General features: G+C 38.7%; 11 protein-coding genes and 1 riboswitch. Of the genes, 6 read left to right on the top strand and 5 right to left on the bottom strand.

The window, feature by feature from the left end:
* The first annotated feature begins 135 nt into the window (after nucleotides 1-135).
* The 3 genes from C9J45_RS19125 to C9J45_RS19115 all read left to right on the top strand — a co-directional run bounded on the left by C9J45_RS19125 (nucleotide 136) and on the right by C9J45_RS19115 (nucleotide 3958).
* Complete coding sequence (locus tag C9J45_RS19125) at nucleotides 136-1461, top strand: glycoside hydrolase family 18 protein (RefSeq protein ID WP_107292881.1); 1326 nt, start codon at nucleotides 136-138, stop codon at nucleotides 1459-1461.
* Between the two features lie 365 nt (nucleotides 1462-1826).
* Nucleotides 1827-1919: riboswitch (glycine riboswitch) on the top strand.
* A 77-nt stretch (nucleotides 1920-1996) separates the two neighbouring features.
* Nucleotides 1997-3391, top strand: coding sequence for a sodium:alanine symporter family protein (locus tag C9J45_RS19120; RefSeq protein WP_107205866.1), 1395 nt, complete (start codon nucleotides 1997-1999; stop codon nucleotides 3389-3391).
* 258 nt (nucleotides 3392-3649) lie between these two features.
* Nucleotides 3650-3958 (top strand): high-potential iron-sulfur protein, encoded by a 309-nt coding sequence (locus tag C9J45_RS19115; protein WP_107205865.1) that lies wholly within the window; start codon nucleotides 3650-3652, stop codon nucleotides 3956-3958.
* 53 nt (nucleotides 3959-4011) lie between these two features.
* Here the strand turns inward: C9J45_RS19115 and yegD are convergent, their stop codons facing one another.
* Nucleotides 4012-5364, bottom strand: a complete 1353-nt coding sequence (gene yegD, locus C9J45_RS19110; RefSeq protein WP_107205864.1) for a molecular chaperone — start codon at nucleotides 5362-5364, stop codon at nucleotides 4012-4014.
* 209 nt (nucleotides 5365-5573) lie between these two features.
* On the opposite strand from yegD, the gene C9J45_RS19105 reads away from it, so the two are divergent.
* The 3 genes from C9J45_RS19105 (at nucleotide 5574) to C9J45_RS19095 (ending at nucleotide 9347) form a co-directional block, all read left to right on the top strand.
* Nucleotides 5574-6200 carry a thiol:disulfide interchange protein DsbA/DsbL gene (locus C9J45_RS19105; protein ID WP_107205863.1) on the top strand — a complete coding sequence of 209 codons (627 nt, stop codon included), beginning with the start codon at nucleotides 5574-5576 and terminating at the stop codon, nucleotides 6198-6200.
* Between the two features lie 242 nt (nucleotides 6201-6442).
* Nucleotides 6443-8128, top strand: a complete 1686-nt coding sequence (locus tag C9J45_RS19100) for a methyl-accepting chemotaxis protein (RefSeq protein WP_107245694.1) — start codon at nucleotides 6443-6445, stop codon at nucleotides 8126-8128.
* A 178-nt stretch (nucleotides 8129-8306) separates the two neighbouring features.
* A complete protein-coding gene (locus C9J45_RS19095; RefSeq protein WP_107292880.1) occupies nucleotides 8307-9347 on the top strand; it encodes an FUSC family protein in 1041 nt (346 codons plus the stop codon).
* Nucleotides 9348-9387: 40 nt separating this feature from the next.
* Here C9J45_RS19095 and rlmC read toward each other — a convergent pair whose 3' ends face one another.
* The 4 genes from rlmC to astE form a co-directional block, all read right to left on the bottom strand.
* On the bottom strand, nucleotides 9388-10533 hold the full coding sequence (gene rlmC / locus C9J45_RS19090) for a 23S rRNA (uracil(747)-C(5))-methyltransferase RlmC (RefSeq protein WP_107286968.1): 1146 nt from the start codon (nucleotides 10531-10533) through the stop codon (nucleotides 9388-9390).
* A 151-nt stretch (nucleotides 10534-10684) separates the two neighbouring features.
* Nucleotides 10685-11443, bottom strand: coding sequence for a vitamin B12 ABC transporter ATP-binding protein BtuD (gene btuD, locus C9J45_RS19085; RefSeq protein ID WP_107205859.1), 759 nt, complete (start codon nucleotides 11441-11443; stop codon nucleotides 10685-10687).
* A 4-nt stretch (nucleotides 11444-11447) separates the two neighbouring features.
* Entirely contained in the window at nucleotides 11448-12440 is a 993-nt protein-coding gene (gene btuC, locus C9J45_RS19080) for a vitamin B12 ABC transporter permease BtuC (protein ID WP_199186998.1), read from the bottom strand.
* A gap of 100 nt (nucleotides 12441-12540) precedes the next feature.
* Nucleotides 12541-13584 carry a succinylglutamate desuccinylase gene (gene astE, locus C9J45_RS19075; RefSeq protein ID WP_107292879.1) on the bottom strand — a complete coding sequence of 348 codons (1044 nt, stop codon included), beginning with the start codon at nucleotides 13582-13584 and terminating at the stop codon, nucleotides 12541-12543.
* Between the last annotated feature and the right edge of the window lie 144 nt (nucleotides 13585-13728).

Here is a 13728-nt window from a genome sequence, read left to right as displayed (position 1 = left end):
ATATAAAATTTGCGTTTTAGTGTATCTTTGTGATCATTGTCATAATATATAACAAATCACATAACTCAATAAAAACAAACAACGATAGTATACTTGTTTGATATTAATTTATGTTTCGCGATTAGGGATCTATCAATGCGTTATTTCTCACGGAATTATTATCTTTCCGTTATTACCGCAACTCTTGTTAGTTGTTTTTTTTCCAATCAAGCTGCAGCTCAGTCAATAACGCATTCGTCACCTGTTATTGCAGCCTATTATCCAGATTGGAAAGTATATACTCCTAAAACGCCCTACAGTGCCAACATGCTTCCTGTTAATGATTTAACGCATGTTATTTATGCCTTTCTTGCTGTGTGCGGACCTGTTGATGCCTCTCCCGACAACATAAAAAAAATAATGAAAACCCAATGTAAGGATAAACCAATAGGTACCGCTATTGTCTTAGATGACTATGCCGCACTTCAAATGAAACTAAAAGGTAAGACATCAAGTAAAGTCAGTTACCGTGGTAACTTCGGTCAACTAAAGTTACTTTCAGACGAAAATCCAAATTTATCTATTCTTCCTAGTTTTGGCGGCTGGACATTATCAGAGCCTTTCCATACAGTCGCGTTAAACGATGAATACAGAAAAACATTTGTTGATAGTGCTATAAAATTAATCCAAAAATATGATTTCTTCGACGGCATTCAAATCGATTGGGAATACCCCGGTGGACATGGTTTATCAGGCTTAGGCAATGATAATGTGGAAAGTGAACGTCTTGCATACACAAAGTTAATTCATGAACTTCGTACCCAATTAAATACGTTGGCTATAAAAAATAATCGCACTTACCAACTTTCAGCGGCAGTAAATGGTGCACCTAAAACATTACCCGGTATTGATTGGAAAAAAGTATCACAAGATCTCGATCAAATATTCTTAATGAGCTTTGACTTTTTAGGCAGTTGGGGTCCTACGGTTGGTCACCATAGCAATTTATATAGTACGCCTTTAACGCCTGATGACATGTCAGTTGACAACCAAGTAAACGCTTTATTAAAACAAGGCGTTGACAGACAAAAAATCATTATTGGCAGCCCCTTTTATGGTCGTGGATGGAAAGGTGTCGACAAAGCTTCTGCTGAAAGACTCGAAGGGCTAAGTAGTAAAGGAACAATGGAGAAAGGTTCAGATATTGCTGACCCTGGTTATTTTAACTACTCAGATATTATGAAATATCTAATAAATAATAAAAAATTGGGTTACCAGTACTATTACGACGAAAAAGCTGAAGCTGCCGTCTTATTTAGCCCAAAGAAAAATGAATACATTAGTTTTGAAGATAAGCGTTCGTTACAAGCTAAAGCTGATTATGTGAAGAAACATCAACTCGGTGGCGTTTTTGGCTGGGAAGCTACATCAGATAACAACCATGAGTTAATAAAATTACTCAGTAAAAACTTCAAACAATAACGACGTCTTGTTTATATAAACTGATCCCACATACTAATAAGCTTACTTTCCCGATAAGTAAGCTTGTTTTTTGTCCACCAACAAATTTCTGCCCCCATCACCCGCTTATTTTTTTCACATTTAGACTTTTTTTCACTGTTTGCACATTTTTTTTGCTGACAATCACATTTCATTCCCCTAACATTGCAATCCGAAATATGAGTTCCGATGAAGACAGCAGGAGAGCGGCAAAAGAAATTACCATGATGGTATCTCTTACGCCCGCCGAAGAAGTAAGCGTTTTTAATAAGTTGAGCCCTCAATTTATTAAATCGTAAATCTTTCAGGCACCATGTCGTATTTTACGATAGGTATGGACTGTTGTTGGAGGAGCCTCTGGAGAGACTCGTTAAATCGAGCGCCGAAGGAGCAAGCCCTATATGGGTGAAACTCTCAGGCAAAAGGACAGAGGAGATAAGAGCAGCAACCAGATATTATCTGCATCCAACATTTATGTTGTTCTATATCTCTTCCTTTGAAGTTTAAAGGAGGAATAATGAATCCACTACACGATACAATTTTTAATTTTCTTAAAGCCTTTGACAGTCTTGTTTGGGGACCGCCATTACTGATCTTACTAGTCGGTACAGGTTTGTACTTAACCATCCGTCTTGGTTTTATCCAAGTCCGTTATCTACCACTGGCATTGCGCTATGTATTTGGTGGCAAAAAAGATGCTGATAGTAAAGGTGAAGGCGATGTTTCTAGCTTCGCCGCACTATGTACTGCCCTTTCTGCAACAATTGGTACCGGTAATATTGTTGGTGTAGCCACAGCAATTAAACTTGGTGGCCCTGGTGCACTTTTCTGGATGTGGCTTGCTGCTGTACTAGGAATGGCAACGAAATATGCAGAATGTTTATTAGCGGTAAAATACCGCGAAGTTGACAGTAACGGCCAAATTTTAGGCGGCCCAATGTACTACATCGAAAAAGGTGTGGGTAGCAAGTGGCTTGCGAAACTGTTCGCACTTTTTGCTGTTGGTGTTGCATGTTTTGGTATTGGTACTTTCCCACAAGCGAACGCCATCGTTGAAGCCGCACAGCTTTCTTTCAATATACCGAAAGAAATCACCGTTGTTATTTTAACCGTATTGGTTGCGACAGTGACACTGGGTGGTATTAAATCCATTTCAAGTGTTGCAAGTACTGTTGTTCCACTCATGGCTGGTTTTTACATCATTGCTTGTATCAGTGTATTAGCGAGTAATTTTGACGCCATTCCAAATGCTATTAGCTTAGTTATTGAATCTGCATTCACAGGGCATGCCGCTACAGGTGGTTTTGTTGGCGCAGGGATCATGCTTGCTATTCAGTCTGGTATTGCGCGCGGGGTATTCTCTAATGAATCTGGCTTAGGTAGCGCACCTATTGCAGCGGCTGCAGCACAAACTGATTCTTGTGTGCGCCAAGGCCTTATTTCTATGACAGGTACTTTCTTTGATACCGTCATTATCTGTACGATGACAGGTCTAACATTGATTGTTACTGGCGCTTGGTCTTCTGATTTTGCTGGTGCTGCAATGACAACCCATGCTTTTGCTGAAGGTCTACATTCGAGCTATTACGGTCCATTAATGGTCTCTGTTGGCTTAATGTTCTTTGCCTTTACCACTATTTTAGGTTGGAATTACTATGGCGAACGTTGTATTACTTACCTTTTCGGTGTGAAAGCAATTTTACCTTACAAGTTATTTTTCCTTGTACTTATCGCTGGCGGCGCCTTCATGCAGCTAGATATGATTTGGGTAATTGCAGATATTGTTAATGGCTTAATGGCTATCCCTAACCTTATTGGTCTCGTTGTATTACGCCACGTAGTCATTGCTGAAACACAGGCTTTTTTCGCAAAATTAAAGCAAGAAAATAGCCAACCTATTTCAGCACTATAAAATAGAATATCTATGGGCCTCACTATTGTGAGGCCCATTCTTCACTCTTTGCTTACTTTTACACAGCAAAAATCATCTTTTTTGACATTACTTACGTAATATTGATTTAATCTATAAGTAGATTAAACAATCAGCTTTATCCATCACTCGTCTATATTAGTAGTAGATGATGCGTAGGTCACTTATTGATTATCCCCTACTTTAATAATTAATAAGTTAAATGAGTTGAAACTCATATGCTTAAAAAAGGACATTGCAATGAAAAATCAATCTTCACGTCGACGCTTTTTACAATTGACTGTTGGTGGAATTATTGGTCTGAGTATTGGAAGCAAGCTATTAGTAAAACCGGCCCAAGCGGCTGAACTTCCACATTTGTCTACCGATGATCCACAGGCAAAAGCACTAAAATATGTTAACGAATCCACTAAAGGTGACAGTAATTGTAATAGCTGTATGCTTATTGAAGGTGATGCAAGCGCGGCATGGCGCCCATGTAAAATATTCCCTGGTAAGCTTGTTAATGCTAAGGGATGGTGTTCTGCTTACGCCCCTAAACCTGCCTAGCTCTTTTCAAATAAAAAGGCCATATCAAAGGCCTTTTTATCACTTTATTAGAATTAACGGTAACAACGTTCAGCCCAACGTGCTAATCCAGCAGTAACTGAACCAAAAAAATTACCACTTACAATAGGAATATCTGGCAACTGCAGCTCAATACACTGCCTCAAAATTGGAGAACGTGCGGTTCCTCCCGTCATAAACACCACATCTGGTTTTTTATTACTCTGTGCTAGCACTTCCACGATAAGATCACGCATCTTATCTGTCGGGGTTGCGATCGCTTCTGCAAATTGCTTAACAGTAATATCGACTGCAAATACGTCGTTGATTATTGCCATATCAACACGATATTTATTTTGCTCAGATAACGCTATTTTAGCTTCTTCTGCACGTCGTACAATTTGGTATCCCAAGGTCTCATGATAAACATGAATAAGGCGGCTTAGTTTTGCAGGATCTGCAGCGTCATAACGTAACTTTTCTAACGCGCGTAAATTGGCTTCAGAATAAAACTCAGTTTGTGCCGCAACATTATTAATCGCGATAGGATTCCAAAATTGATTAAACGGCATATCAATGCCTCGTGCAGTTCTGCTCCCTAAACCAAATTCTGGCATCAATTGCTTAAAAGCAAGATGAATGTCTAAATCATTCCCACCCACACGCTGTCCGCTATGTGCAAGTAGAGACTGTGTTCTATCTTGCTCATTAATCCATTTAGGCCCCATTTCTATGAGTGAGCAGTCTGTAGTACCACCACCGATATCAACCACAAGTACTGTCTTATTCTCAGTTAATGTTGATTCAAACTCTAAACCAGCTGCAACGGGTTCGAACTGAAACGAAACATCTTTAAAACCTGCGCGTTTCGCTGCTTGAGAGAGAATTTTTTCAGCCTGAATATTTGCAGCTTCCCCCCCTGTCCCTTGAAAGTTGATCGGACGACCAATCACGGTTTGTGTAATATCTGATTGAAGATGCTGCTCTGCATTATGTTTAATATTCGCCATCATAGCGCAAACAAGATCTTCAAAAAAACTGATCTGCGCGTCACGTAAGCCATTGGCACCAAGAAAAGATTTAGGAGATTTAACGTAATAGACTTCTTCAGGATCAGACAAATAGGTATTTAGTGCAGCTTCACCAAACTGTAAATCACCACGGAAAATTTCAATATCTTCTTCACGGTTAACAGCCATTGCGCGACGTAATACTTGCTCTCCAACACTGTCTGTTGGGGATATCCCCATAAAACGGTATAGATACTCTGATACCGCCTCTCGTGTAGGGGCACACAACGTTGATGGAATAAAATGATTATTGTGTTCTAGCGGTAACAGTTCGGGGTTACCATTTACCATTCTTGCGACTGAACAATTTGCCGTCCCATAATCAAATCCAATAAACATTTGAAGCACTCAAAGCAATAATAAAGCCAGCAATAATACCCCATCAACATAGGCTTTTCACTGAGTTATTCACACTATTTCTTTACGTTTATTCATCAACAAAATAACGCTAACATTAGACAATTTGGTGTTATTTTGTAACTTTACGATGCAATGTTATTTAATTATCGCCATAATACTCTTTATTTAATTCTATAAAGAAGACCACAATGAAACGTATTTACCAATCTTTCTTCGTTGTACTATTAGCAGCACTAACATTAACAGCATGTTCTGATTCTAAAACACCCCAAGAAGGCGATAAGTATTCAATAATTCCAACCCCTATGCCTAACATGCCCGCTGTCACAGAGATTTTTTCACTGTCTTGTGGGCACTGCCGTAATATGGAAGGTATGCTGCCAGAAATTCAAAAATTAACAAACACTAAAAACATCAATCAAGTACACGTGACTTTCAATGAAAGCGCGCAAAAAGCGGCTTTTATTTTCTACGCAGCAATGATTCAAACGAATAACGAACCTAGCCATAAACTAGTAGAAGCGTTATTTTCTTTCGTACAAGACTCACCAAAAGATATGACAGATGCGCAACGTAAAGTCGCATTATCGAAAATCTTCCATGATAACGGTTTAAAAAGTCCGTATGAATTAACAAAACAACAACAAGCTGAAATCTTTAAGCTACTCCAACAATCTGAAGATACCGTTCGCAATGCTGCATTACAATCAGTGCCCGCATTCCTGATTAATGGCAAATATCTTGTAAATACAAGTGCTCACGACAGCTTACAAGATATGGCAAACACAATTACATACCTTAAAAACAAAAAATAAATACATGCTCTAAAAAAATACCTACCTCATTGGTAGGTATTTTTTTATCGATGCAACCCTCATTTTTATTCCCCCCAATGTAAAAGTCTGCAACAACCGCACTATTAATTGAATAAATATCAAAGATACATCTATCAGTAATTTTTTTCTCTTATCATTACATAAACTTATATGTGAATACTACACAGCAAACGCTCTCGTATGCATATCAGTGATTAATAATGGATAAGGCAAATGGAATTATGATCAACACACTTAAGCACAAATTATTACTACTAAGCTTATTGCCTATGATCGCTATTCTCGGTATAGCGATGTGTATCGTCATCTATTTAGAGAACCAATCTCTAACAAAAAATGTGGCACATTATAAGCAAGAGCTTATTTCAGAAAGACAACAAGAACTCAAAGACGCGGTTATTATTACCAAGCACGCCATTGAAAATATCATTTCTAAAAACAGTGATGAAGCAACACAGCTTGTAGAAATCCGCCAACTTATTACGCCTATTCGATTTGCAGCCAATGATGCAGGTTACTTTTTTATCTACACAATGGAGGGAGTAAATGTTGCTCACCCTCTTAAGCCTTCAATTCAAGGTACTGATCAAATTGGCGCGACGGATGCTAACGGCGTTGCGTACATCAAAGTATTAATTAATGCGGCTAAAAATAATGGACAGTTTGTTAAATACAGCTTTCCTAAAAAAGCGAACCAGCCAGCCCAACCAAAAGAAAGTTATGCGATTACACTTAATAACAATAAATGGTTTATTGGTACAGGCTTATATCTAGATGACATAGATAACAGTGTTGAACAATACACAGCACAGATTCATGCTGATATGAAAGATCGTATCAATACCGTCGCTTTTATTTCGATCATTTTAGCCGTAATTTCTGCCATGATTATTTTATTGATCACAAGCCGTATCATTAAACCAGTTGAGCGTATGGTTAAAACACTTAATGATATTGCAGATGGTGAAGGTGATCTAACCAAACGTCTGGTGGTTGAAGGTAATGACGAAATTGCACAACTTGGAAAAGCATTTAACCGTTTTGCTAATAAACTACAAAGCATTATTTCCCAAGTTTCAGCGACGACAGATAGCCTGACAACAACGGCGCATAATGTACATAATCAAACTAATGCCTTAACTGCTAAACTGAACGAGCATAATTGCGAGACTGAACAAGTCGTTGCTGCCGTTGAACAAATGAGCCTAGCTGCAAATGAGATAGCAGAGAACACAAACGATGTTGCTTCTGGTACTGAAAAAATGAGTGATGTTGCGCTTATCGCTCAACAACAAGTGGATACATCATTAGTATCAATAAATACATTAGTAGATGAAGTAACCCAAGCCTCTGGCTACATTGATGCACTGAATCAGCAATCGCATAATATTAATAATGTACTAAAAGTGATTGGCGATATTGCTGAGCAAACTAACCTACTTGCATTGAATGCCGCTATTGAAGCTGCGCGTGCTGGTGAACAAGGTCGTGGTTTTGCCGTTGTTGCCGATGAAGTTCGCGGGCTTGCTAGTCGTACTCAAAGCAGTACATTAGAAATTAATGAGATGTTAGACCAATTACATAACTTGGTTACACAAGCCGTTCAAGCCATGGATAAAAGTCAGACGTCTTGTAATGATGCGGTAAGTTCGACGAATCAAATTTCAAATAACCTTATTTCAGTCACAGAAGCTGTGACTGAAATAAATGGTAAGATTAATCAAATTGCAGCGGCCTCTACCGAGCAAAATGCAGTAACAGGTGAGATAAGCGGCAACATGGGTTCTATCCAAAATATTGTGACCGACTTGATTCGAGAAAATAAAAACTCTGAACTTATCGTAAGTCAACTGGATGATGCGGGTCATAAATTGCAGCAACTGGTAGGACAATTTAAAACACAATAATTGCCATTCAAGCTAATAATAAAACCGACTAAAGGCACTCTATAGTGCCTTTATTTTTATCAAACGTTCACCAACCTGACACATGTTTCAGGTAAATGACGAGTTCAATCCTCATAATTAAATAGTGACTTTAATCACATTTTTTGTATGATTTAGAAAATTTAAACGAATGTTGTGTATGAAGAATTATTCTCGATTTGCAATCAAATATTTCCGCCAACTACTTGTGTTTAGGGTGTTTGTTGCACTTAGTATTATTGTCTTTATTATTCAGATATTTAGCTTACCTTATGGCTCATGGGCACTGATTACTACAGTAACAATCATGGGCAGTATTCACTTTCTTGGTGGTGTTTTATCCAAAGCTAATCAACGAATAACAGGAACTATATTAGGGGCGATTATAGGTTTATCTCTCTATTTAATACCCACTTCATACAGTTGGCTCCACCACATTATTTTAATCACTACGGTGGTTACAGCAATTTACTATACACAAGGTAAGTATTCTTATGCGGCACTTGTTGTTGCTATTACTGTTGTTGTGGTTGCTGGCGGTGGCCCTGAGGATTTACATGCAGCAATGTGGCGTACAATTAATGTATTTTGGGCCGCTATCGTTGCTATTTGTTGTAGCCTCTATATTTTTCCTGCTCGTGCGACGGATCATTATCTTAATTACACGCAACAGTTCATCAAAACCTGCTGCAATTATTATCATCAGCATAACCAGCAGATAGCGGCAGAAAATTTTCAACCTATAGATATCAATCCCCTATCAAACATCCTTGATAAACAAACCAGCCTTCAGCCGCATACTAAAAATGAGAATATTGCCAGTAAACAGCTCTTAACTGAGATCATGCTGACAGAAGAACAAATATTTACCATGATGGGATCAATGCTACACACAAGGTGGGATAAACAGTTAGGACAGAATAAAATTAACGACATGCCTGGTCTAATGGAGGCAAAAGAGCAATTAGCAGACCGATTCTCACGTCTAGCTATTCAAATAGAAGACCAACATATTTTACCTGTTAAACAAGAAGAAATAAAAATGCTCTCACTTTTACCTCCGGCAGAAAACCATGAGCAAAGTGATGCCAGTAATATTAGTTATTATGGTTATTTATGGCTTAACCGTGAGATAGCTCGCCAATTTTCAGTGCTTACTCATTTATTAAGTGAATACTACTCTCACTTGAATAACAAATAAAAATAAGGGCATAACTTTATGCCCTTTTACCTTATAAACATTAAATATGTTCAAGTAGCACCATAACTTCAACATGCTCTGTGTGCGGGAACATATCAAACCATTGTAACTTCATTACCTTATATCCTGATAACCTCGCTAAGTCTTGCTCTAGCGTATAAGGGTTACAACTTGAATAAATAATATGTTTTGGTGCGAAATCATTTAGTTGTTGGCACAGTTGTTCACCAATCCCCCGCCTCGGTGGATTCACCAATACTAATTCTGGCGCACTTTTATTTGATTGCGAAAAACTGGTTGAATCTAAAGCTGCAAACCGTAAATTCGTCACCCCCATAATTTCAGCAGAATGTTTAGCACTCTCAATGGCTTCTGGCTCTATTTCGATACCAGTAACATGCTCTACCTCTTCAGCGCAATGTAACGCAAAACCACCAACACCACAGAATAAATCCCACATAGAAGCTGGCTTTATCTCACTAACCCAACGTTTTGCTGTTGCATAAAGGCTCTCTGCCACTTTTGGATTGGTTTGAAAAAAGCTTTTAGGTCTTACAACTAATGGAACATGATTAAATTGTTCTAATAAATAATGATCAGAGGTTAAGAAAATTTCTTCTTCCCCTTCTAAGCGTGCCATGTGTACAGGCTGAATATTCACCGATACAACTTTTACCGTAGGAAATGCCGCCATTAGTTCAGGTAAATTATTAACAATACGAGCGATAGCCTCATGGCTTCTCAATACAAATCGAAGCATAAACTCACCTCGACTATCACTGCGTGTTAATAACACAAATTTCAGCTCACCTTTCTTTTTCTTTACGTTATAAGGTGGAATACCAGCACAACGAATCCAACGCTCAATATAGATCAACAACGCTTGCATATCTGCGGGATACAAAGGACAAGTACACAAACTAATCGGTTTAGATCCTGCCGTTGAATCCTCAGTCTGCTTTTGAATACCTAAACATGGTTCATGAGCTGCGCCCAGCACCACCATTTTGGCTTTATTACGATAGCCAGAAATGGCACTTTCTACTGGTGCTAACCATTGCTGTGGGTGATGTTCTGAAAACAAACTACGTAACACATCATCTTTTTGTTTAATCTGCTGCGGATATGAAAGCGAAGCTAAAGGGCACGATTGGCATACCCCTTGAAGTGAGAATGGACAATGCATAGTTCAAACGTTTACAGGAAAAAATGGTAGTCTAACCTGTGAAATAAAAATGACTATTTAGATTACAAATCATCATAATTAAAAATTTTTATCACCCATTTAAATGTCGCATTTTATTACTGCATATCATCAATAAATCAATACCATTTGCCTAATCAACAAATACTAAATTTTCAATGCCTTGATAATTCACTTTTACAATCCCAGTACTAAATACCTTCTCTAACTGTGAAACAATCATTACCTCCTGCGTCCTACCAACAGCAAAACAATGGCCTGCTTCTAGCAATACCACTTTGTCGGCTTCGCGTAATGTCCGATTCAAATCATGGTTAGCCATAATCACTGCGATCCCTTGTGACGCAATCTTCCGTATCAATTTATACATAGACGCTTCTTGGCCAATATCTAAAGATGCAGCGGGTTCATCAAGTAATAGAAATTTAGCGTCGGGATTTAATGCAGGCCAAACTTGTAAACAAGCGGAAGCTAATCTGACTCTCTGCCACTCACCACCAGAAAGTGTTTGTATACTTCGCGATAATTTATCAACAATACCTAAATACCCACACACTTCATCAATTGCAGCTTGTTTAATCACGTCTTTTACTTCACCCAACGCCGTAAAAGACATTAGAAGATACTGGTATACAGGAATGGCAAAATTTGGCTTATCTTGCTGAGACATATAACTACGCACACGCGCTAATGAAGCAAGATCATAATCCATTAGATCAATTCCTTCCAAAGTGACATTGCCAGCCGCAGAAAATAACCCAGAAATAAGCCCTATTGCGGTACTTTTGCCACTACCATTAGGACCAATAAAATGCACGATCTCACCGCTATCAACAGAAAAGGTTAAAGGCTCTAATCGATGTTCAGCAGCAATACGATTAATCATTAACATATTATTAATCCAGTTGTGCTCGCATAAGCATCCAAATAAACACTGGTGCACCCAGTGATGTAGTCACAACGCCAACAGGAAGATCAGCAGAAGGCAGTAAAATACGTGATAACGTATCGGCGAAGGCTAATAATACCCCTCCAGCTAAAGCAGATAACGGCAACAAAAAACGATTTTCTGTGCCTAACATCAAACGTATCAAATGCGGAACAACAAGCCCAATAAAGCCAATAATCCCAGCTAACGCGACAGCACTACCGACTAATAACGATACCATTAAGATCAATTTCCAACGTAGAGTCGCTACGTTCAAGCCAAGTTGCCGCGCATGGAGCTCTCCCAACATTAAAATATCGAGTTTTTTCCCCTGACAACATAAAACAGCTAACACAGGAACAATAAAAAATAGCAAAGAGAGTTGCTGCCAATTAACCCCACCAAGGCTTCCCATAAGCCAGTACATTAACTGTCGCATATTAAGATCATCACTAAAATAAAATGCCCAAGTAATAACAGCACTAGACAAAATACCCAACGCGACACCAATCAGTAATAAACGAGTCATTGAAACACTACGTCGACGTGAGAGCCCTACGAGAATTAATGTAAATAATAATGCGCCTCCCATCGCTGTAAACATGGTAAGCATTGGAGATGGTGCAAATGGCAAAAAGAATAATACTGCAACTAGTGCTAAACTTGCACCACCGGAGATACCCAATACACCCGGCTCTGCTAATGGATTACCAAGTAATACTTGCAGAACGGCACCAGAACTTGCTAAAGCAGCCCCTATAGCCAGAGCAGCTAATAACCGAGGCAGACGTAACTGTAGGAGTAATTGTTGTTCTAAGCCGCCTTCAGGTGCCCATGGTGTGATCCACAACTCCCCAACGGATAAGGAAAAAAAACAAACAAGAATAAGTAGTAAAACTATTAGCCAAAAACTAAACCGCCAGCGTGATTGCTGACGGGCTAATAATGCATTAAGAGACATACGATCCATCGTCAAAATGGTAAAAGACCCCTACCCTACAACCTTCGTAAAAGAACAAAAGTATGAGATTGTAATAATGAAAAACATGATTTTTTAAAACTTAACCACATAACCGTATCTGCTCATCAAAGACGATATGTGCTTTTTTTACCATTAATGCTGCTCGTTGGCCTAAAGCTACATTCGCATTAGGAAAAACAACAGCCTCTCCTTTTTCATCCGCAATAAACTCTTGTTCTTTATCGCTACCTAAATAGGTGCCTTCTTCGAAAAATGTAAAATTTGGCAAGTCATTCGGAAAAGAGAAATTGAAATCGTCAGATTGCTTCAGCAGAGTGCGGCTAACGCGGTAGACCTCGACATCATTATTCCATGTAATAGGCAAGGAGCTTTCAGTCACCAACTTCATCATCGCTCTACTAAAATGCGCCAATAGCGCTAAATTGTTATTGCCAAAATCTGCAACTTTACCCAGTTCAATCGTCAGCGCTTGTGCGCCATGATATTCCGCACTAAACCAACTAAAAGTAGAAGAAGGATCGTTTGCCAATAACACCGCTTCTATTTTTGCATGCTGAATAAAACTAAACAGACTATTGCTACGTGATAACTTATGGCTATATGGACTAATCGCAAAGGTATAGTGTTCTGAGCGTCGAATTGCACAGTGAAGGTCAAGATGCCACTTTTCTGGTTGAATAGCTGTAGAAGAACCATAAAAGCTATTTACAGCCTCTTGCAGTTGATTTGCAATCGTACAGTCAATGTTCCTTTCTTGATTCCGAACTTTGAATAAACGATTCATATTTTCATCAATGAAGCGTGTTTTGTTATTAATAGCTTCAGGGTGAGCAATAATTAACAGTAACCGATGAACCGGTTCAATATGCCCAAGTAAAATACCTTCCGCTAACTGTTGTATTAATTCTATTGGCGCCGTTTCATTACCATGCACACCAGAAGATAAAACAATATCTTTTGCCGTACTCATTTGCTCTACCGGCGTGATTTGTAGTACACCACGCTGCAACAATTTACAATGAATACCAGATTCCAATATCCATTCGCCGACCGTGAATGGTAATGATAAATCACAAGTTGCCGATAAAAAACGGCCTTTTTTCACTTCATCAACAAACGTCATATTACCTCCATGTACATAAACGTTATGAAATACAATCGCCCAATAGCTTTAACCTCCAGTATAAAACACCAAACTTTAAACACAATAGCAACATAATGACAACCCACAGCCTCATGAAGGTTCACTTATCTCAGCAAGAGGTAA

Source organism: Photobacterium sp. GB-1, from assembly GCF_003026165.1.
GTDB lineage: Bacteria > Pseudomonadota > Gammaproteobacteria > Enterobacterales > Vibrionaceae > Photobacterium.
This window is presented reverse-complemented; position numbering and strand designations above follow the sequence as displayed.

What these genes read in the sequence shown, in the direction of transcription:
- C9J45_RS19125 (WP_107292881.1), top strand. Translation starts at nt 136, where the DNA reads ATGCGTTATTTCTCACGGAATTATTATCTTTCCGTTATTACCGCAACT.
- C9J45_RS19120 (WP_107205866.1), top strand. Translation starts at nt 1,997, where the DNA reads ATGAATCCACTACACGATACAATTTTTAATTTTCTTAAAGCCTTTGAC.
- C9J45_RS19115 (WP_107205865.1), top strand. Translation starts at nt 3,650, where the DNA reads ATGAAAAATCAATCTTCACGTCGACGCTTTTTACAATTGACTGTTGGT.
- yegD (WP_107205864.1), bottom strand. Translation starts at nt 5,364, where the DNA reads ATGTTTATTGGATTTGATTATGGGACGGCAAATTGTTCAGTCGCAAGA.
- C9J45_RS19105 (WP_107205863.1), top strand. Translation starts at nt 5,574, where the DNA reads ATGAAACGTATTTACCAATCTTTCTTCGTTGTACTATTAGCAGCACTA.
- C9J45_RS19100 (WP_107245694.1), top strand. Translation starts at nt 6,443, where the DNA reads ATGATCAACACACTTAAGCACAAATTATTACTACTAAGCTTATTGCCT.
- C9J45_RS19095 (WP_107292880.1), top strand. Translation starts at nt 8,307, where the DNA reads ATGAAGAATTATTCTCGATTTGCAATCAAATATTTCCGCCAACTACTT.
- rlmC (WP_107286968.1), bottom strand. Translation starts at nt 10,533, where the DNA reads ATGCATTGTCCATTCTCACTTCAAGGGGTATGCCAATCGTGCCCTTTA.
- btuD (WP_107205859.1), bottom strand. Translation starts at nt 11,443, where the DNA reads ATGTTAATGATTAATCGTATTGCTGCTGAACATCGATTAGAGCCTTTA.
- btuC (WP_199186998.1), bottom strand. Translation starts at nt 12,440, where the DNA reads ATGTCTCTTAATGCATTATTAGCCCGTCAGCAATCACGCTGGCGGTTT.
- astE (WP_107292879.1), bottom strand. Translation starts at nt 13,584, where the DNA reads ATGACGTTTGTTGATGAAGTGAAAAAAGGCCGTTTTTTATCGGCAACT.